The organism is Plantactinospora sp. CA-294935 (assembly GCF_050936445.1).
Lineage (GTDB): Bacteria > Actinomycetota > Actinomycetes > Mycobacteriales > Micromonosporaceae > Plantactinospora.
Genome location: NZ_JBNJMU010000001.1, coordinates 539,850 through 560,579 on the forward strand (window position 1 = coordinate 539,850; position 20,730 = coordinate 560,579).

The window sequence follows — 20,730 nt, forward strand, 5'->3', positions numbered from 1 at the left end:
GAGCCACCTCACAGGGTGTCCCTGGGCAGGATCGGCAGCAGGGCGTCGCTGCGGCAGTCCAGTACGGCCTCCCGGGCCGCCGCCATCCGGCGTCGCTGCTCGTCCTGCGGCAGGCCGACCAGCGCCTGGTACGCCCGCTCCACCCGGCTGCGCTCCCCGGATGCCCACCAGTCCTCCAGGGCCGGTGGTTGACCGGTCAGCCAGGCGGCGGCCACGACGCGGGCCAGGTACGCCTCGATGCTGTCGCCCGACCCGTCGGCGCAGTCCTGCTGCCAGGCGGCCTTGAGCAGGGACAGCAGGACCGGCTCGCCCGAGACGTCGGCCCGGCCGGTACGCCCGATCGGCGGCCCGGGGAAGACGAGCGTGTCGGCCTCGGGTCGGGACGGGGCCGACGACGCGGGGAGGGTGAACTGTTGGCTCTCCACCGCGCGGACGGGAGCGTCGGGCAGCTTCGCCGCCATCATGGCCAGGGCCTGCCGGGCCGGGCCGACCACGTCGGGCAGCAGACCGGCGTGTACCCGGGTCACGCAGACCTGCGGGCCGTCCTCGTCGCAGACCAGTTCGACGGCGTCCGGATCGACGGCCGCCGCCGCGTCGTAGCCGCCGGTGGGCATCAGCGGTACGGCCACCGCGGCGCCGAGCACCGCCGGGAGCACGGCCAGCGCGACCGCCCGACGGCCGACCGCGCCGAACAGCAGGAGCCCGGTGGCCGCGAGGGCCGCCAGCCACAACGCCTGGGTGAGGTTGACCCGCGCCACGACCGTCTGGAAGTCGTGCAGCTCCCCCAGGTAGACCGGCGTGAGCAGCAGCGCCGCCGGCTCGGGCCGGACCGCGGGATCGCCCGCGTAGGCGGCGGCACTCAGCCAGTCCGGGAGCAACCCCGCCAGGGCGACCCCGGCCACGGCGAGGGCGGGTGGGGTGACCAGCCGGGGCACCGCCCGGCCAACGGCCATGCCCAGCCAGCCCGCGGCGACCACCGACAGCGCGCCGACCGCGGTGACCGCGATCGCGGTGACCGGGAAGTATCCCGCCGTCGGAATCACCCACGCGGCGGCGACGAGGAACGTCAGGGCGTACCCGGCCACCAGCGTGACCGCGAGCGCGGCGGCGGTCGGCAGGACCCGCTGCCACCGCGGCCTGGCGGTGCTGGCGAACAACTCGTCGACCCGGCTGCGCGCGTCGCGGCGGCCCAGCCACGCTCCACCGGCCAGCGCCAGCGGCCACGACAGCATCAGCATCAGCCGGACGGCCACCGCGAGCTGCATCCAGCGCCCCGCGAAGCCCTGCGGGAACGACAGCAGCGCCGCGGTGCTGACCACCAGCGACAACAGGGCGACACCCACGGCCGCCGAGCGGCGCAGTTCGATGCCGAGGATGCGGCCCATCATGCCGACACCTGCGCACGGTGCGCGCGCAGCAGGGCGGAGTAGCCCCGCTCGGCGGCGCTGTCACCCGCGTCGGCGGCGCCGCCCTCCTGCGCCAACTGCGTCGCGGTGCCCTGCCACACCAGCCGGCCCTCGTGGAGCAGCACCACGTCGGTGCAGGCCGCCGCGACGTCCTCGACCAGGTGGGTGGAGACCAGTACGCAACCGTCCACGCCGATCTCGCGCAGCAGCTCGCGGAAGTCGAGGCGCTGCTCCGGGTCCAGGCCGACGGTCGGCTCGTCGAGGAGCAGCACCTGCGGGTCGTTGACGATCGCCTGGGCGATACCGGCCCGCCGCAGCATGCCGCCGGATAGCGTCTTCATCCGGGAGTCGGCCCGCTCCGCCAGCCCCACCCGTTCGACGGCCCGCTGCACGGCACCGGGAATCGTCGCCTTCGGCATCTCCTTGAGCCAGGCCATGTACTCGACGAACTCCCGGACGGTGAAGCGCGGATAGAAGCCGAAATGCTGCGGCAGGTAACCCAGGACCCGCCGTACCCGACGCAGGTCCGCACGGCCGGTGACGTCGTCACCCAGCAGGCTCAGCCGCCCGCCGGCCGGCGCGGCGACGGTCGCCAGGGCCCGCATCAGGGTCGTCTTGCCGGCGCCGTTGGGGCCGAGCAGCCCGTGCACGCCGGTGCCCAACGCCAGGTCGAGCCCGTTCACCGCCAGGTGCCGTCCGGCCCGGACCAGCAGCTTCTCGGCGTGCACCGCCCACGCGTAGGTGGTCGGTGCGGTCTCCGCCGCGCTGACCGCGCGCATCATGATCTCTCCATTCGTCGTCCACTTGTCACACACATTGACATTTCTCTATGTATCGCGGTCGTACGCTGCCAGGGCCGTATGGGAAGCGGACGGACCGCCGGGTTTCGGGGCGCCGGGTCAGCCGCGATTCACGCCGAGCCGGCGGTAGTCGGCGGCCCGGACGAGCACCACGGCCAGCAGCGCCACGGTGGCCGCCGCCCAGCCGGGCCAGCTACCGCCCTCCAGCACCACCGGTAGCCGGTGGACGGAGAGGCTCGGCACCACCACCGTCGCGGCCCAGGCGCCGGCCAGTGCGAGTGCCGCCCGGTCCACCCCGATCAACCCGCCCAGCGCCAGGCTTCCGGAGATGAAGGCCAGACACGGCAGCAACCACAGGGCCGGCGCGTGCCCCGTGCACCAGCCCGCCACCGCCAGGACCGGTACGACCGCCGCGAGCAGCGCCAGCGTGCGGCGCAGCAGCAGCCACAACCCGGTACGGGGCACCGTGGCCATCAGCTCCCAGGCGGGATCGGTACGCCGGCTCCACACGGCGGCCACCGGCAGCAGCGGCGCCACCGGCGCGATCAGCAGCACCAGCGAGGGCAGGTTGTCGAAGATCTGCTCGAAGACGACCGCGGCGAGCATCAGCCCGACCGCCATGGCCAGCCAGGGCAGGACCCGTACGGCGACGCCGGTGCGCCGCAGCCGCCTCCGACGCGCCGGTGCCGGGCCGGCGGCGATTCCGGCGGCGATTCCGGCGGCCACCCGGTCCAGCAGGTCCCGGGTGCCCGGGTCGGCGGCGGTCGCCAGCAGCGCCCGGCAGCCGGGGCAGGACTCCAGGTGCGCCTCGACGGCCCAGACGGTCACGTCGTCGACGCCCCCGGCTCCGGCGGCGTACCGGGAGATCAGGGCGGGCGTGGGATGAGTGGTCATGACAGCGCCTCCCGCAACGCGATCCGGGCCCGCCGCGCGCGGGTCTTCACGGTCCCTTCCGGTACGCCGAGCAGCAGCGAGGTCTCCCGTGCGGTCAGCCCGTCGAGGACCATCGCGCGCAGCACCTGGCGCAGCTCCGACGGCAACGCCAGCAGGGCCCGCTCCAGATCGGCGTCGATCCCGCCGGCCAGCGCCTCCTCCTCGGCCGCCGGAGCCACGGTCTCGAAGGTCCGTACCGCCGGGACCCGCTCCCGGCGGGCCCGGTGGCGGAGCGCGTCTATCAGCCGGTGGGCGGCGATCGTCCAGAGCCAGCCCAGGGCGCTGCCCCCGGCCGAGGCGTGCGCCTGGCTGCCGGCCGATCGCCACACCGCCAGGTAGGTCTCCTGGAGCACCTCGGCCACCACGTCGTCGTCGGCGCAGCGCCGGCGCAGCCGCACCGTCAACCAGGGCGCGGTACGCCGGTACAGCTCGTCGAAGGCGCGCCGGTCGCTCCGCGCAACGCGGCGCAGCAGCTCACCCTCGTCGAGTCCGTCCAAGCTCCCTCTCACATCAGGCAAGACGACGGGCACCCCCGCCAGAGTTCCCGCACGCCTGTGTCCTGAGTCACATCAGGTCAACCGGGCGATCGACCTCGGCCGATGACCAGCAGCAGACGGAGGAGGTGCCACGGAGGAAGACCGGGCCACGATCTCTCAGCCGGTGCCCAGCGGTGCCCGGGCAAGGCGACGGGTTACCACACCCAGCAGATTCGCGGTGTAGAAGTAGCCGAGCTGCCGCGAGTCGGCGCCCGCCGGGTTGTCGCCGAGCGCCACCATCCGGTCCGCGGGCACGGTCTGCTCCGGCACCGACGCCAGCGCCGGCACCTCGTGCCGGGGCACCGGGTCTCCCGGGGCCGCACGCAACCGTTTGATCATCCAGAGCGGGTAGTCGGGCGGCAGCGGACCAACCGGTCGGCCGGCGGCGACCACCACCACCTGCCCGGGACGGACGGCGGTGATCGGTGCCCGGCGGACCAGGACCCGGTCACCGTGCTGGAACGTCGGCTGCATGCTGGACCCCCGTACCGTCACCACCACCAGGCGACGGCGGGCCCACCACCCCGCCACGGCCAGGGCGGCGGTCAGCGCGCCGACCACGGCGCTCACCACCGTCACGACGGTCACGGCACCACGTCCATCCGCCGTCCGGGCTCGGGCGCGTCGTCCTCACCGGTGTATCCGGCCGCCTGCAACCGGAACAGGGTCGCGTACGTGCCCTCCGCCGCCAGCAGCTCCGCGTGGCTGCCCTGCTCCGTCACCACCCCGGCGTCGAGTACGACGATCGAATCGGCGTCTCGCACCGCGCCCAGGCGGTGCGAGATCAGGACACTGGTCCGGCCCGCCCGGTGCCGGCGCAGGCCGGCGTGCACCTCGTACTCCGCCGCGGCGTCGAGCCCGGCGCTCGGCTCGTCCAGGATCATCAGGTCACGCGCGTCCCGGACGAAGGCCCGGGCCAGCGCCAGGCGCTGCCACTGCCCGCCGGAGAGCACCACTCCGGTACGGGGATCAGTGCGGTCGGTCTCGGTCAGGAACAGCCGCGACAGCAACGTGTCGTAGCCGTAGGGCAGGGCGGCGAGGTCGGCGTGGACGCCGGCGCGGCGGGCGGCGAGCTGGATCCGGTCCGGGTCACCGATCCGCTCGACGTCACCGATCCCGATGTTCTCGCCCGCTGACAGGTCGTACTCCACGAAATCCTGGAACACGGCGGTGATTCGTTCCCGGAGCTGTCGGGGATCCAGCTCACGCAGGTCCACACCGTCCCACAGCACCGCGCCCCGGGTCGGATCGTAGAACCGGCTGAGCAGCTTGACCAGGGTGCTCTTGCCGGCGCCGTTCCGACCGACCAGCGCCGTCGCCGTACCCGCCGGAATCGTCAGGTTGACACCGCGCAGGACCCAGGGGTGGTCGTCGGAGTACCGGAACCACACGTCGCGCAACTCGATGCCGTGCCGCAGCGGCGGCACCGGGCGCGGCGCGGACGGCGTCGGCAGGTCCGGCTCCGCGGTGAGCATCGCCCGGTAGTGGTCGATGAACAGCAACCGCTGGTGCGCCCCGGCGAGAGCACTGATCATGGTGCCGAGCGCGCTCTGCACTCCGGCGACGGCGAGGATGAACAGCGAGACGTCGCCGACCGACAGCGCCCGGGCGTGGGCGGAGCGGACGGCCCAGACCAGGCCGCCGCCGGCCACCACGGCGGCGAGCAACGCGAGCCCGCCCTGGGCGAACAGCTCCCGCCGGTCGGTCGCGCGCCGGGCCCGGTCCGCGGTACGGCGTTCGGCCATCATCCGGGCCCGCAGGAAGGCCCCGGCGCCGAAGAGGCGGACCTCCTTCGCCGCCGCCACGCTGGTGAGCAGATTGTTGTAGAACAGTTCCCGGCGCTCGGCCGGCGTGATGTCAAACGTCATCCCCACCCGCCGCCTGGAGAGGGCCAGTTCGGCGAGGAGCGTGGGCCCTGCGGCGACGACCACGACCAACGCCATCACCGGACTCAGCAGTAACAGCGAACCCAGGAAACCGGCCAGCACCAGCAGACCGCGGCCGGCGGCCAGCGCGGCCTCGACGATCTCGGCGGGCGAGCGGACCGAGTCCCCGGCGAGCCGGAGCCGGTCCAGGAAGTACGGATCCTCGAACCGCCCGAGCCCGACGAGCCGGTCGACGGCGGCGTGCAGGCGTTCCACCCCCAGCCGGCTCGCCGCGCGGTCCACCTCGGCCCGCAGGTACTGCTCGACCTGCGGAAGCACCGCCAGCAGGACGCCGGTGAGCGCCAGCGCGGCACCGAGGAGGACCAGTTCGGAGACCAGGGCGCCGCCGCCGACCCCATCCAGGACGGCCCGGGTGAGCCAGGCGACCAGGACCGGGGCGACGCCACCGACGACGGCGGCCATCCCCAGCATCAGCACGCCGCCACGGGCGGCGCCCCAGGCGAGTCCGGTCGCCGTCGCGGCGGCGGCGAGCAGCGGGCGCCGGGCCGCCCCGGCACCGGCGGCGTGCTGGTCCCTACCCGGCGGCATCAGGCGTGCGCCGGGACCGGAAGCTCGTCGAGCCGATGACCGCTGGCGGTAACCCGCCCCTGTCCGTCGAGCAGATAGACGGCGGGGAGCGCACCGACCCCGAGGGCGGCGATCAGTCCCGGCGTACCGGGCGTTTGCCGCACCACGCGGGCGACCGGCGACAACATCACGACGTACGGCTCGGCGGCCGCCTGGTCCCCCTCCACCACCGCCAGCACACCGCCCCGGCCCCGGGACGCCGTCGCCGCCCGCTCGATGAACCCGGGCAGCAGTTCGTCGCACGCGTCGCAGCCGGGGCTGAAGAAGCCGACGAGCGTCTCGTCGGCGAGCGTGTCCCGCGACACCGGTTGACCGTCGGTTGTGGTCGCGCTGAAGTCGGCCACGGTCGCGCCGATCGGCAGGACCCTCGCGTCGTCGCGGGGTGACTGCCGGGACAGCAGCTCGGCGTGTTCCCGCAGCCGTCGCACCACGCCGAGCGTCAGCAGGAGGTTAACCAGAGTGAGCAGTCCGAGTAGCACGGTCGCGGTGACCAGCACGGGCATCCGGGGATCCCTTCGTCACGGTCGCGCGCCGGGCCGGCACCGGCCCGGGCGCGAAGAGGTCTACGAGGTCGTCGAGGGTGAACGTGAGCAGGGCGAGCACGGCGGCGACACCGACGGCGAGCGCGACGGCCTCCGGCCGGGCGCGGGTGATCAGGTCCTGGCCGGACGCCGGACCGGACGCGACCGCCCCGATCAGCGCGACGGCGGCGAGGGCGGCGGCCCGCCCCGCGTGCCGACGGCGCAGGGGCGTGTCGGAGGCGCCGAAGCAGCGGCACGGGGCATGGACCCCCCGCCGCAGCGCACGCAGGATCCCGGCGCAGAACGCGGCGAGCAGGACGGCGGCCAGCGCCAGCCCGGCGGCGGGCAGTACAGGTAACAGCACCGCTACCGCCAGTTCGGCGCCGAGGACCAGCGCCGCGACCGGACCGGCGGGCAGCCAACCGACGGGCACCAGCCGGCCGGTGGCGGCGACGAAGGCGTCGTACGCGGACCGACCACGCAGCTTGCTGAACGCCGAGACCGTGAACACGACGGCCAGCGTGACCAGACAACTCATCGCGACGTAGCGCACCTGCATGCCCTTCTCGTCGGGGCCGATGGCATCGACCGGGCGGGGCGGACGGGCCGGCGAGTCCCGGTCATCCGCCCCGACGTCGGCGGTCCGGTCAGCAGGTCCCGCAGCCGGCGCAGCGCCACGGCTCGCAGACGCCCTGGACGCAGTCGCGCACGCAGCGCTTCGAGTAGGTGCTGCTGCAGTACATGCAGGTCGTCTGCTGCGCGGCGGATGCGCTCATCTTCGGCACCATCAGGGACAGGACCTTGTCAGCGAGTCGTCCGATGCTCATCGGCTCTCCTCCATCGAAGAGTGGGGAAATCGGATGGCGACGCCACGCCGAGGCACGCCGTCCACCCGGGACAGTGTCGGACCGGACGCCACCGGCTCTGGTCCGTCCGACGAGACAGCACGCTACGGCGGTTGGATCATCGTCACAAGCAGCAAATCCGCAGGTCAACGGCGATTTCTACGCTGGGTCTACGGAATCTCTACGGTCGATTTCCCGGCCGCTTCGGCGGCCGCACCCGCCACCGACGCCGCCTCGGCGTGGTTACCCAGCCGCCGCAGCAGGCGAACCGCATGGTGGCGTGCGTCCCGGGCCCGCGCCGGGTCGCCGGCGACCGCCAGGGCCTGGGCGAGCGTGGCGAGCACCCTCGCCTCGGCGTACCGGTGCTCGGCCCGGCGATAGAGCTCGGCGGCCTCGGAGAGCCGGGTGACCGCCCGGTCGGGGTCGAGAGCGGCGAGGTCCAGCCGGCCGAGGGCGTGCAGTGCGAGCGCCTGCCCGAACAGCGAGTGGCCGGCCCGGCTCAGCGCCAGGCCATGGTCGAGGGTGGACCGAGCCGCCGGATGCCCCTGGTCCGCGTAGAGTCCGCCGAGATGACCGTAGAGGAAGGCGAGCTGGAGCCGGTCGGCGATGCGTTCCGCGATCGCGATCGCCTCGGTGAGGGCCGCCTCGGCCGGTCCCGCCTCGTGCCGGTCCCGGTGGATGGCTCCGATCAGGCCGAGCACCACGCTCCGGTCCCGCGGGCTGTGCAGCTCGGCGGCGAGGGCCTGGGCGATCCGGGCGTCGCTCAGCGCCTCGCCGAGCCGGCCCTGCTGCCGGCGCAGAATGCTGAGCTGCTGCCAGACGTGCAGCATACCGAGGCGGTACCCGGCCTCGCGGGCAAGGCGGTATCCGGTCGCCAGGCAGCGCAGCGCGGCCTGCTGCTCGCCCCGGGTCCGGTGCACGGTCGCGGACAGGTACCACGCGTCCGCCTCGCCGCGCCGGTTGCCGAGCCGGCGGAACAGCTCCCGTGCCGCCGTCGCGTGGCCGAGCTTGACCTCCACGTCCGACCCGGGCTTCGAGCTGAACAGGTCGGCCAGGTTGCGGCGCAGGACGGCCGTCCCGAGCTCGTCGCCGGCGGCCTGACAAGCCGCCAGCGCCGTCTCGTGCGTACGCTGCCCGTCGTCGTACAGGTTGCGCAGCTCGTAATAGCTGTGGGCGGCGGCGGCGAGGCGCCAGGCCGTGCCGGCCCGTCCGGTTGCGGCGGCCTGGAGCACCGTCGCCAGGAGCGCTGGCTGTTCCGCCTCGAACCAGCCGAACGGATTGCGCTCGGCGGCCCGCAGGACCGGCTCCGGCACCGGCCAGGTGGGCGCCGGTGCTTCGACAACGGCGAGGGTCCGGGCCGGCACGTGACGGTCCGCGTGCCGGGCCAGGGTGAGCCAGCCGGCCAGTACGCGGTCCACCGCCGCCGCGCGCTCCGCCGCCGGCTCCTGTTCCGCGCGCTCCCAGGCGAAGAGCCGGACCAGGGAATGGAACCGGTACCGGAGCTGCCCGCACCGGTCCACCCCGGCATCATCGAGCAGACGTCGCGCCACCAACGCGCGCAGGGCGGCCTCAGCCGCCGCCGGTGGCAGGTCCGCGGCCGCCGCGGCCACCCACGCCGGTACGTCGGGCGCGTCGAACAGCGCCAGCCGGCGCAGGACCCGGTGCTCGGGATCGGCCATCGCGCGCAGCCCGGAGCCGATGCTGGCCCGGACATCGAGGTCGCCGACCCGGAGTTCGTCCAGGCGACGCCGCTCGTCGGTCAGCTGCTCGACGAACCAGGACAGCGGGGTGTGCGGGCTCGCCGCGACGCGCGCGGCCAGTATCCGGACCGCCAGCGGCAGGTGACCGCAGAGGCCGGTCAGGTCCGTGGCCGCGGTCAGCTCGGCCCGGAACCGCTGCGTGCCGAGGCTCCGTTCGAGCAGGGCGAGCGCGGACTCCACCGGGAAGACGTCGAGGTTGAGCAGGTGCGCTCCGGCCAGCGCGGACAGCCGGGACCGGCTGGTCACCAGGACCGCGCAGCCGGAGCCGCCAGGCAGCAGCGGCCGTACCTGTCGCTCGTCGGCGGCGTTCTCGAGAATGACCAGCAGCCGCCGGTCGGCGAGGTGGCTGCGGAATATCGCGACGCGCTCGTCGGTGTCGTCCGGAACCGACATCCCGGGTACGCCGAGCCCGCGCAGGAAGGTGCCGAGCACATCGGCGGGGCGCGCCGGCTCGCTGTCGCCGCGCAGGTCGGCGTAAAGCTGGCCGTCGGGGTACGCCGGGCGTAGCCGGTGTGCCAGGTGCACCGCGAGCGTGCTCTTGCCGACACCCGCCCGGCCGCAGATCGCCACCACCCGTAACACCGTCTCCCCGGGCGCCCCGAGCCAGCGCTGGCAGTCGGCCAGTTCCTGCTCGCGGCCGACGAAGTCCGCGATGTCGGCCGGCGTCTGCCAGGGTCGACGTGGCTCCTCCGGCCAGGTCCCGGTCCGGTCCGGGTCGGCGACCCGCCGCGTACAAAAAGATCCGGCGACTCGCCGTTGGGCGTCGTCGGCGCCCCCCGCGGACGCCGGGTGATCCGGCGGTTCGGGATCGCCCGGGCCATCGGCGAGGATGCTCTGGTGAACGCGGCGCAGCTCGGGCCCCGGGTCGATGCCGAACTCGCCGACCAGTCGCTGCCGAGCGTGCAGGTACGCGTTGAGGGCCTCCGCCCGCCGGCCGTCGGCGTACAGCGCGCGCATCCACTGCGCCACCACGCGTTCCCGACCCGGATGCTCGGCCACCAGTTGCCGCAGTTCGCCAAGGATCTCGCGATGCCGGCACAGGTGCAGGTCCGCCTCGATCCGGGCCTCCAGTGCGACTAGCCGGAGTTCCTCCAGACGTGCGGCGTAGGCCGACAGCGACGGGCTGCGGGGCGTGTCCGGCAGCGCTGGGCCGGCCCAGAGCCCGAGCGCCTCGGCCAGGATCTGCCGGGCCTGCCACAGCTCTCCGGCGCGCAGCGCCGCCCGCCCGTCGGCGCAGAGCCGTTCGAAGCGGTAGCTGTCGACCGCGTCCCGAGGCAGCGCGAAGCGGTAGCCGGTGCGGCCGCCGACCACGATCGCCGCGCCGTCGGGCCCGAACGCCCGGCGCAGGGACATCACGTACCCCCGGACCAGGGACCGGGCCGAGGTCGGCGCCGATCCGGCCGCCCACACCTCCGCCACCAACTGGTCAGGCGAGACGTCCGCGCCGAAGTGCAGCACCAGGGCGGCGAGCAGGGATCTCAGTCTCGTGCCGCGGACCGCGCGCCAGCTGTCCCCGTCCCAGACCTCCATGACGCCGAGACAGCGGCAGCGCAGGACCACCTCGGCTACACCATCCTTGACGATCAACGCGCACAGCGTAGCGGCGGGTGGGCACGCCCACCACCGCCGCCACATGCTCCAGGCGGCAACTCCCGGTCGACTTCCCGCCATGGCCCACCGGCTACTGGTACTGCTGCGGCTGGGCGCCCCTGATGCCGATCGACCTGCCCGGACGAGCGTGGAGCCGAGGGGGACTCGAACCCCTGACCCCCACACTGCCAGGGGATCTCTCGAATCGTCCTGGCCAACGCGGTCGTGACCTCCGGCGATGCGGTCGCTCTCCCCGCCAGTCCCCGTCAATCACCCAACGTAACCTACTGACCTGGCACGGATCTGGCACGCTGCTCCCCGTTGTGCCTGGTCGGCCGACCGGTCAATGCTGGCCGGAGGCGGGCCTACGCACCGTTACCATCCTGGCTCTGGCCGGCATTCCGTACGCGTTTACGCCGACATCCTCGAGATCGCCCTGCCGCTGCTGCTGGTGCAGGCCTGCACGCGTCCCTGGCGTGGCCTCGGGCATCTTCGTCGCCAACACCGTCATGGTGATTGCGCTGCAACTGGTCGTTGTGGTGCGCCTCGCGAAGTGGCCGCACCGCACCGTGCTCTTCTGGTCCGGCCTGTTGCTCGCCGGCTCCTACCTCGCCTTCTGGCTCGGCGGCGCGACCGGCGGCGGCCCCGGCACGGTGCTCGTCGCGCTGGTCATCATGCCTTACACGCTGGGTGAAATTCTCTACACCGGCAGCAGCGTGCCGCTGGTGATCGAGTCAGCACCGTCACACCTGATGGGGCGCACGCTCGCCCGCTGGCAGCTCAGCTACGGCCTGGCCCGGGCCGTCGATCCCGTCATCATCACCGGTCTGCTCAGCCTGGGCGCGGCGGCGCTGTGGCTGCCGCTGGCCGCCGCGACCCTGCTGGGCGCAGCGACGGTGCGCCTGGGCGCTCGACGGCATCCTCTCCACCGATCGCCTGGGCAGTCCATGAGTCATGCCGCGGCAGATGGCGGGAGCCCGGCCGTCGATGGTCCCCTGACCTAGAGCGTTCACGGTGAGACTGTTACGTCCAGATCTGTGAAAGCCGGAGGTTGGACCCCTCCCGGCTACTCGACCTGAGAGCGCCAACGCTTGGTCCCGGCTGGCTCACCTGATCGTGAAGTCCTCCGCCACCGTGCCGAAGCCACCGTCCGCTCGGCATGCCGCCGGCGCCGCCAGACGGAAGCTGAAGTGCACGCGGGGCAAGATCAGCGCCTGTTCTGGCACGCAGCGGCCCACAAAGATCAGAAACGACAAACGCCCTGGCGGGAGACTCACTCCCTCACCAGGGCGTTTCGCATGGGTGGAGCCGAGGGGACTCGAACCCCTGACCCCCACACTGCCAGTCTGGTAACAATTCTGTCACGCCATGCCACGCGATGCCGATGCATACATCAAGCAGGGAAGATTTGCCCGCGTCAATGATGCCAGCTGCTGCCGGATGCCAGCAAAGGACGGGCATTTGATCTTGAGGTGTGACCACAGTCGTGACCACGGCCAGTGTGGGAGCCGCCATGCTAGACCGTCCAGACCTGCCCTCGCAGCCCGCTCTCCACCGATTCAGTCAAGCGGGGCCAGGTCACCTGCCACCACGGATGATGAGGCTGCCCGGCCAGGATGGGGCACCTCCACGGTCGTGGTGAGGAAACGACCATCGGGAAGATCTGATGTCCCTCCTGAGCGGCGATGATGCCGGGCTCTGCTGACGCAGGGCGCAGGCGCGCTGTTCTGTGCACCCGCCCGCGCTCGCCACCAAATGTTGCGATCCTCCCACATCGGGAACCGAACGGGCAGGGCAGGACCGCCCAGTCTGGCTCGATGGCGTCGGTGCGACTCGCTCACTCGCGTCGATTCCCAGGTAGAGGATCGTGTCGGCGGGATCGGTGTGCTCGCGCAGCCAGCGGTGGCACGGCTGCTGCTTGAGGTATACCAAGCTGTTCTGCACCTCACCTGATCGAGCGACAGAGAGCCGTAGCACTTGGGAACTGACCGCGGAAGTGCGGACCTGCTCCCAATCTGCTCCCCGACAACACCCCCGGCTCGATGAGTGACATCAGTCGGGTCGACCCAGTGCAGCGTCCGACCGCCCCATGTACCGCAACGTCCCGGCAAACGACACCGACGACGACTCACGGGTGATCAACGAGAAACAGCGGGCAGCCTGGAACGATCTCCACGACACCAGGTCACCCAGGTATAACAGCAGTCGGCCGCAGGTGATCCTCCGGTCTCTGGCCTGCCGTCTCAGCGTGGTAGTCCGCACCAGACCCGGAGCTCATTCTTCGTCGTCGGCAGGTTGAACCGGCCGAGCGTCATCGACACCATCGGTCCCCCGTCGAGGGCACGGCTCTGCCACAGGGCGAGGACCGCTCTGTGCTGCCATGGAGTTAGAACCTCGAACGCGGTGCCGTCGGGAATCGGTCCGGAGGGAAACGCCGCTTCCAGCAACGCCCGCACCTGCGTGAGTGGGTCGCGGTCACGCCGGGCCTCAAGCCGCTTGGCGATCACGTCGACCCGGTCCTGCGCGCTGTCGCCGCCGAGGTGGCGGGCCGCGAAGGCGGCCATGGCAGACAGATCACCGTCCTGGAACGGCAGGAGCGGTTCTGGCTCCGCATTGTCGAGCAGGGACTCGTACAGGTCCTCGATGAGGCCCCGGTCGGGATGCGACACCACGCGGGCGAGGCCGATCACGGCAGCCGAGCACACCATGCGGTCCCCGTCGGTTCGGCGAGCGGTGAGTGCGTCGATCAGCAACCGGTCGTCCGGGCTGGCGCAGAGACTGGCCGAGAGGCAGGCGGTGGCAGCCACAACAGGCTTCTGTTCCTCAACGATGAGCCGGGTGAGCGCAGGTACCGCGATCTCGCGCTCCTCCGGAAACCAGGCCAGCAGATGCGCGGCGTACAACCGTACGGCCAGAAAGGGCGACTGCAGCGCGGCCGCGTAAACTGGCACGCCCACCCGGACCGCGTCGTACGCGGCCAATTCCTGCTGGGCCTCCGCGCGCCGCGCCTCCACGTCGTCGCCGGCCACCGCTATGGCTCGCATCCGCCGTTCGTGTTCGGTACGCCCTGCAGCGGCCCAGGCTGCCCGCTCCCGTTCGAGTTCCGCGACGCTCAGGACAGCGGTGCGGGCCACCTCCCGCCGCATCGCGACCGGATCCGGGGAGTCGGTCAGCCAGCCGGTCTCGTCGCCGATAGCCACCGCAGTCAGCACCTGGCACGCGGCGAACCGGTCCGGAGCTTGCGAATCGGCAACCAGATCGATCAGGAACGGTACGGCGGCGAGGGCAGCCGGACAGGACGAACCCTGATGGACCAGCCGGCCTATGAGTTGCTCGTACGCGCTCCGTCGCACCTGCGGGTCGGCCGACCATACGCTCCGCAACAGGTGCGGCACCTCCACCGCTGGTCGGCCGTAGGAATCGATCAAAGATGACCAGTCGATCCTGTCCAGTTCAACAGTCGGTTCGGGCATGTGTGAGATCGTAACATCGACGAAATTCCTTCCCACGGCTCGCTGCGTCGATGCTCGTGTGCCCACGCCGATAACGTCGACAGAGTGGGTGCCGATCGATCGAGCGATCGGCACCCACACCCCGAGCGCGGCGGTTACGGCCGAGCCGCTATGCCGTACTGCCCGGCAGCGGAGGCCTGCATTGGGGAATGTCGACTGGCATCAGGCCACAGGGACCGTACCTGCCGAAGAAATATATGTCGGCGCCGACTCCGACGACGCCCGCCGCGCCACCGATGCCGCGTCCGACGTTGCCGCTGGGGCCCTTCGGCGGAGCCCCGCCGGGCTTCCCGGAAGGTTCATCGAACAGTCCGGCGGGCGGCGCGGGCTGCACCTTCGGCGTTGTCGACTTGAGGGGACGCTTCGGTGCGGCCGGGGCGCCCTTGAGCGGCGCTTTCGCATGGTTCTCCCCATAGACCACGGGCGCGGCGCCCGGCGCTTCGTAGACGATCCTAATGCCGAGCCGATCGGCGGTCTTTCGCAGCAGGGGAGCGCACTGCGTGCAGGATTCGCGCCCTGGCTCATTCACCGTGATATAGAGCGTGCTGCCCGGCTTGAGGACGCCGGCTGACTCGTACCACTTGACGACCCGGGGCTCCACGTGCTTGTCCCACCGGCTGGTCTCGCCGTCGAGCGTGCCGCCACCGCTCCGGAAATTGTCGTCGCTGGCGATCAGGTTCCCGTCTTTGTCGTACACCGTCGCCGCACCGAACAGCGTTGTTTCTTTGACATCCCACCCGTATACGGGGTCGAACTTCACATCCTTCGGCGGTATGACGGTGTTCCGATAATAGTCGAACCACTTACTGGAGCGAATCTTCTCGGTAGTCCACTTGCCGCCCTTGTTCGTGAGCTTGTAGCCTCCGTCGTCGAACAGCGACGGCTCGTCCCAGCCACTGTTGCCAATCAGCGGCTTGAGCCCGTCCGGGTCGGAGAGTGTGACCGGCGAGTTGTTCGAGTAGGCGTACGCGTTCCACTGCTGAGGATCGTTCAGGTCCTGCACCGGGTCGACGGAGACGAATCGGCCGATGTCGGGGTCGTACTCCCGGGCCCCGAGATGGGTCAGCCCGGTGTTGTCTCTGATGCCACCGACAAAGCCCTTGCTGTTCGGCCAGAGCGGCGTCCCGCCGCGGGACTCCCCGAAGGGTGTCTGCCGACGGATCGTGGCCTGCTGGGTCGCGGCGTCGATAGCGACCGTCGCGGTCCCCTGATGGTCTGCGGACAGCCAGGTCAGCCCGGCCGTGGTGCGGGACGCGATCGTGGCGTTGCGGTAGGTGTAGTAGCGAGTGCAGGCCACAGTGTCGGTTGCGGTGGTGTAACGCAGTTCCTGGCCGGGGAGGTAGAGCGTCCTGCCACTCGGATCGCGCCGGATCAGCCGGTTGCCGTCGGCGTCGTAGATGTATTCCGTAGTGCCGGTCGAATCGACACTGTTGGCCAGATGCCCCTCCGGATCCCAGGTCAGCGTCTGGGTGCCCGCAGCCGAGGGCCGGGTCAGGGTGTTGCCGGCGAGATCGTACGCGTAGCCGACGGTGGTCGCGCTGGCGCCGATCGTGGTCGTCCGTCCGGTGACCGCATGCGGTCGCGCAGATCCGGCGTCGGGATAGGTGTAATCGACCCGCCGACTCATGCCGCCGGCGGAGGTGGCATGATCGTTTTGGCTCAGCCGGTTACCTGTGACGTCGTAGGTCCACGACTGCCAGTACGGAGCGGGACCGCCCACCCGCGCGGTGCTCGGGGTGTCACAGGTGCCGGAGGTGGGCGTCCATGCCTGATTGAGCCTGCGCAGGTGGTCGTACTCGAAGCACTGATGGTCACCCGTGGCCACGTCGCTGACCCGAGTGATGTTGCCGGCGTCGTCGTATTCGTACTCGGTGTTCGCCACGGTGAACGGCGAGACGGACTGCCGGTCGGTGCGGACCGCAGTGAGCCGGCCGGTACCGAGTTCGTGGGTGAACGTCTGGTCAACCCGCGCCCCGAGCCCAGTGTGCACTCCGGTGTAAAGCTGGAGCGTGGTGACCTGCCCGAGAGCGTTGTAGCCGGTCTGGGAGACATAGCTGAGAGCGGTGTTGTTGAAGTTGCTGTTCGCCCTGACCGGCATGCCCGTCGTCTCGTCGTACACGTACGAGACGGACTCGGCCGGCAGGCCGGCGGTGGCTGGATAGTTCCGGGCGGCGATGGTGCCGTCGGCGTTGTACGAGGTGCCGAACGTGTAGGTGCCGGCGAGACCGGTCTCCGTGGCGGGAATGATCACGGACTGGTCGGTCGGACGATAGGCGTCGTCGTACGCGGTTATCCGCGTGGTGTAGCTGGCGGTGCCGACGAACCGAACCGACTGGTAGAGGTGGCCCTTGGCGATGGTGTCGTAGGTCCAACGCGCCCTGGTCCCCACGCCGGGCTGCTGCACCGCGGTGCGCCGGTTGAGCGCGTCGTAGGTGTAGGTGAGCCGGACATTGCGGGCGTCGACGGTCGAGGTCAGCCGTCCACCGACGTCGTATCCGCTCGTGGTGAGCCCCTTGTCCGGATCGGCCGCAGTGACCTGTCGGCCCCGCACGTCGTAGGTGTAGGACCAGGCGTTGCCGGCCGCGTCGGTCACCTCGGCGAGTTGGCCCTTGCGGTTGTAGGAGTAGCTCGTGGCGTCGTACGTGCCGGTGGGAGTGCTGGCGTGGTATTGACGGACGGCCACGGTGCGGCCGTGCGCGTCGGTGACGGTCGAGGCGGCGGTGCCGCCGGCCGGAGGTGTCACGTCGGTTCGATCTCCGCCGAAGGATCGGCTGGTCCGCCAGCGCTCCTCGCTGTAGGAGTGGAAGATTTCGGCGGTCGGTCGGCCCGTGCCGTCGTACTCGGTCGTGGTCTGGTTCGCTATGTCCTGCCAGTCGGTGGCGGTGGTCAGCTCGGTGCCTGGGGCGCCGGCGGCGTGGTAGGCACCGTGGGTACGGACCGACCGGCCCGCCGTGTCGTAGAAGGTGTCCGTGAGCAGGCGCCCGCCGGAGGCGGACCATGACTGCGTCTGGCGTGGACGCAGCAACCCGTCGTAAAGGGTGTGGGTGTCCAGGTAGTTGCCGGCCGCGTTGAGCGTGTGGGTGCTGACCACGCTGGGCGCGTCGTTGCGGAGGAGGTAGCTGTACTTCGTGTTCGCGGTCTGCGTGTTCTTGTCCCGTCCCGCTTCCCAGACCGCGGTCAGCCGGCCCAGGCCGTCGTAGCCGGTCTCCGTACGCTTGCCGTTCGGGTCGGTGATACTGGTGGGTACGCCCCAGGCGGGCTCGATGGTGGTGGTTGTCACGTGATCGAGCGGGTTGGTGACGACCGTCTGGGTGACCAGTCCGAGGCCGGCCGGTTCGTAGACGGTGGTGATCTCGTTGTCCAGCGCGTCCCACGAGTTCGTGATGCGGCCCTGTGCGTCGTAGGCGGCTCGGCTGACCTGGTCGTAATCGGGGTTGCCCGCGTTCCACGCGTTCGCGTTCTCGGTCTTCGTGACCAGGCCTTCGGTGGGTGCGGTGCCGTGGGCTTGGTTGTCGTAGGTGGTGCGGGTGTCCGAGATCAGGTCGGAGTCGGTCAGTTCGGCGTCGTCCCCAGCTGCCCTACACGGCAGCGCGAATGACCGGACCCGATGGCTGAACATCAGCAGCCAGTCGTTGGTGTTCCGTGGCTCGTAGGTGGACCGCGTGCAGATCTCGTCGCCGGTGACGGCGGTGTCGCCCGAGTCGTCGACCGCGGTCGGCATCCCGTAGGCGTCCAATGTGTTGCGGATCGTCCGGACCCGCTCGCCACGTCCCCCGTCGAGGGTGGTGCGTTCGTGGCTGGCGAGGGTACCGGTGTAACGGGCGTGCACGGCATCGCCGTTGACGGTTCGGGAGGCGGTGGGAGGCGACTGCCATGGCTCGTGAACCTGCTTGGAGACGACCGCGCCGCCGGGGCCGTCGAAGACCGTGGTCTCCCGGGTCATGCCGGCGTAGGCGTCCTCATCGTTCACGGTGGGCACCCCGGTACCGGTGACCGGGACGGTACGGGTTCCGGAGGCGGCCCGGTCACCATGCATACCGCGGAAATAGGTCGTCTCCTGGTACGTCTGCTCGCCGGCATCGCCCGTGATGACGGCGACCTTCGCGTAGCCGCGCCACACGGACCAGGTCTTGTCCTTCTTCTCGATCAGACCGTCGTCGTCGCTGTAGTGCCAGGCCGGGTCGCCCAGGTACCGGTAGGTCGTCACGGTGGGCGGGCTGCCGTTCGGCGGCGCACCGCCGGTGTTGTCCGCCTGGTAGACGGTGGTGACGAGGTACTTGTGGAAATAGTCGACGACCGGGTCGTCGTACCCTTCCGGTGTCCAGCGCACCGGATAGCACAGCAGCGTGTTCGAGGCCGGCTCGGACGGCACCCGGGTGCCCGCCACACAGTCCGGGTCGCTGTACAGGACGCTGAGCGTGCCTCCCGTCTCGTACCGGATCTGCGAGATCCGCCACCAGTTCATCGCCGCCGCGAAGTCGATCGTGTCGACCCGATTCTCCCGCTGCACTCCGGCGAACTCGACGTCCGGGACGTTGACCGCGGTGCCGACCAGACCGGTGTGGGACAGCTTCGACAACCACAGGCCGGCCCGGGTGCCGTCGCCCGGGTCCGGGAAGGTGTGGGTGAGCGTCCACCGCTCGACGTCGCGATAGTCCGTGCCGTTGCGGATCCGCGTGGTCACCGTCTTCAGACGTTTGGTGGACCAGAACGTCGGGCTGAATGTCTCACACGTCGACTCGGTGCATTCCTGGTCCCAGGGTGTGTCGGGCCAGTGCGACTCGTCGTGCGTGCCGCAGCCGGACAGGCACCGGTCGTCGACGTCGAAGTCGACCCGGGCCGGTGCGTCGCTGGTGAAAATGCTGTCGACGTCGCCGGTACGGCGGGTGGCGTAGTCGATGCGGTCGAGGTAGCCGCCGCGGACGTAGCTGACGACGTCGTCGGAGTCGACGTTGCGGGCATACTTGTTCGTCTCGGTCTGGTACCAGTAGGAGGCGGAGTTGCCGTGCCGGTCGACGACGTAGTCGAGGTTCCACCGCCACGCCTGGTGGCAACTCGAGTTGGCAAAGGCCGTCGCATGGCACGGTTCGTTGACGTGGTTGCCGTACACCGGGACGGTCCAGGTCGAGTTCGTGACCGGTTCGCCGCTGCTCCAGCCCGGCAGCCGGTGCTTGCCGAACCAGTACTGCACCCCGTCGCCGGTGGTCACCACCCAGTACTCGCCGTTGTTGTCGCCGTTACTCGCGCCGGTGTGCCGCTGCACCCGGGAGCCGTCGTCGTTACGCAGCCGCCATCGGTCCGTCGCGGCGTTGTAGATCAGGTCGCCGGAGTGGCCCCCGAGGGACAGGACGGCGTTGTCCGTCGCCCAGCACAGGTCACCGGTCTTCTTGGTGTTGTTGGCGTCGTCCTCCATGTCCTCGGCGCAGCCCTCGTAGCGCCGCTCGATGAACCCGCCGGCGGTCGTCTCGAACCCCTCGCCCAGCCAGGAGGGCTGGTTGTTGGAGGCAGCGTGCCGACCGTCCACCGACTGGGCGGAGTAGGCCAGGCCCACGGTCGGCACTGGCCCACCCGGGGCCGGCGGCACTCGCATCGGGTAGGACCAGGTGAAGTCGCCGGAACTGCCGCCGGCGGTCCAGGTCGACGAGGGTTGAAGCGAGGTGACGGCGAAACTCCCTGCCGGGCCGGTGGATGCCGCCGATACCGCGATCAGGGCGGACGGAGCGGTCACACCGGCAGAACCGGCCGGCAACGGCACGGTGGCGGCCACCGTGCCGGCCCGCGGATCGTTACGTGACGGCAGTGGCGTGATTGCGGCACACTTCTGCCGGGGCGCCGCCAGCATGCATTCCGGTACTAGGGTCAGCCGCAGCCGCGACGCCCAATCCGCGCCGTACGCGGTGCGGAACTGACGGTAGTCGATGGTGATGTCGACCGCTGCGGCCCGTACGTCGGCGTCGGCGCGGCCGACCCGCAACAACACGCCCCGCACGCCGGCCCGCTCGGTGCTGTTCCGATCCAGCACCTGCACCCGTACCCTGGCCGGCGCCGGGCCCCGGTCTGCGATCCGCGGCGCCCCGACCAGCACCGGCAGCGCACCTGCCCGCGCCTGCGCGTTGCCGGCCTCGTCCGCGCGCGCCTGGACCGGCACCCGGGGGACCGACGTCTCGGCACTACCCGGCGTCGGCCAAGCCGGCGCAGGCTTCCTCGTCCCGTCCGGCATCGGGGCCGTCGCGGGCGGTCGGGCCGGCGCCACCCGGGTCACCGGTACCGGCTTGTCGGGCTGGGCCGCCGGCGCCGTGTACTCCGGGCTCGGC

The 20,730-nt window shown here is 71.2% G+C and carries 13 protein-coding genes; 1 reads left to right on the top strand and 12 read right to left on the bottom strand.

What is annotated here, in order from left to right; genetic code table 11:
* Positions 1–8 precede the first annotated feature (8 nt).
* From ACQEVC_RS02500 to ACQEVC_RS02545, 10 genes are all read right to left on the bottom strand, one after another.
* Positions 9–1,388, bottom strand: coding sequence for a hypothetical protein (locus tag ACQEVC_RS02500; protein WP_432872950.1), 1,380 nt, complete (start codon positions 1,386–1,388; stop codon positions 9–11).
* Positions 1,385–2,188: an ABC transporter ATP-binding protein gene (locus ACQEVC_RS02505; protein ID WP_432872952.1), complete on the bottom strand. Its 804-nt coding sequence runs from the start codon at positions 2,186–2,188 to the stop codon at positions 1,385–1,387. Before ACQEVC_RS02505 ends, ACQEVC_RS02500 begins: the two co-directional genes overlap by 4 nt.
* 117 nt (positions 2,189–2,305) lie before the next feature.
* Positions 2,306–3,100 (bottom strand): zf-HC2 domain-containing protein, encoded by a 795-nt coding sequence (locus ACQEVC_RS02510; RefSeq protein WP_432872954.1) that lies wholly within the window; start codon positions 3,098–3,100, stop codon positions 2,306–2,308.
* Positions 3,097–3,636 carry an RNA polymerase sigma factor gene (locus ACQEVC_RS02515; RefSeq protein ID WP_432872956.1) on the bottom strand — a complete coding sequence of 180 codons (540 nt, stop codon included), beginning with the start codon at positions 3,634–3,636 and terminating at the stop codon, positions 3,097–3,099. Before ACQEVC_RS02515 ends, ACQEVC_RS02510 begins: the two co-directional genes overlap by 4 nt.
* Positions 3,637–3,792: 156 nt before the next feature.
* Positions 3,793–4,263, bottom strand: a complete 471-nt coding sequence (locus ACQEVC_RS02520) for a S26 family signal peptidase (protein ID WP_432872958.1) — start codon at positions 4,261–4,263, stop codon at positions 3,793–3,795.
* On the bottom strand, positions 4,260–6,149 hold the full coding sequence (locus tag ACQEVC_RS02525) for an ABC transporter ATP-binding protein (protein WP_432872960.1): 1,890 nt from the start codon (positions 6,147–6,149) through the stop codon (positions 4,260–4,262). The genes ACQEVC_RS02520 and ACQEVC_RS02525 overlap by 4 nt, the downstream gene beginning before the upstream one ends.
* Positions 6,149–6,691 (bottom strand): TlpA family protein disulfide reductase, encoded by a 543-nt coding sequence (locus tag ACQEVC_RS02530; RefSeq protein ID WP_432872962.1) that lies wholly within the window; start codon positions 6,689–6,691, stop codon positions 6,149–6,151. Before ACQEVC_RS02530 ends, ACQEVC_RS02525 begins: the two co-directional genes overlap by 1 nt.
* The gene (locus tag ACQEVC_RS02535; protein ID WP_432872964.1) at positions 6,639–7,268 is read right to left on the bottom strand and encodes a MauE/DoxX family redox-associated membrane protein; all 630 of its coding nucleotides are present in this window, start codon (positions 7,266–7,268) and stop codon (positions 6,639–6,641) included. The genes ACQEVC_RS02530 and ACQEVC_RS02535 overlap by 53 nt, the downstream gene beginning before the upstream one ends.
* Positions 7,269–7,356: 88 nt before the next feature.
* The gene (locus tag ACQEVC_RS02540; RefSeq protein WP_432872966.1) at positions 7,357–7,536 is read right to left on the bottom strand and encodes a hypothetical protein; all 180 of its coding nucleotides are present in this window, start codon (positions 7,534–7,536) and stop codon (positions 7,357–7,359) included.
* A gap of 188 nt (positions 7,537–7,724) precedes the next feature.
* Positions 7,725–10,901, bottom strand: a complete 3,177-nt coding sequence (locus ACQEVC_RS02545) for an AfsR/SARP family transcriptional regulator (RefSeq protein ID WP_432872968.1) — start codon at positions 10,899–10,901, stop codon at positions 7,725–7,727.
* A 479-nt stretch (positions 10,902–11,380) separates the two neighbouring features.
* Here ACQEVC_RS02545 and ACQEVC_RS02550 point away from each other — a divergent pair, with 479 nt between their 5' ends.
* Complete coding sequence (locus ACQEVC_RS02550) at positions 11,381–11,908, top strand: hypothetical protein (protein ID WP_432872970.1); 528 nt, start codon at positions 11,381–11,383, stop codon at positions 11,906–11,908.
* A 1,239-nt stretch (positions 11,909–13,147) separates the two neighbouring features.
* On the opposite strand, the gene ACQEVC_RS02555 is transcribed toward ACQEVC_RS02550, so the two are convergent.
* Positions 13,148–14,377, bottom strand: a complete 1,230-nt coding sequence (locus ACQEVC_RS02555; RefSeq protein ID WP_432872972.1) for a hypothetical protein — start codon at positions 14,375–14,377, stop codon at positions 13,148–13,150.
* Positions 14,378–14,525: 148 nt separating this feature from the next.
* Positions 14,526–20,564 (bottom strand): RHS repeat domain-containing protein, encoded by a 6,039-nt coding sequence (locus ACQEVC_RS02560; RefSeq protein WP_432872974.1) that lies wholly within the window; start codon positions 20,562–20,564, stop codon positions 14,526–14,528.
* Positions 20,565–20,730 lie beyond the last annotated feature (166 nt).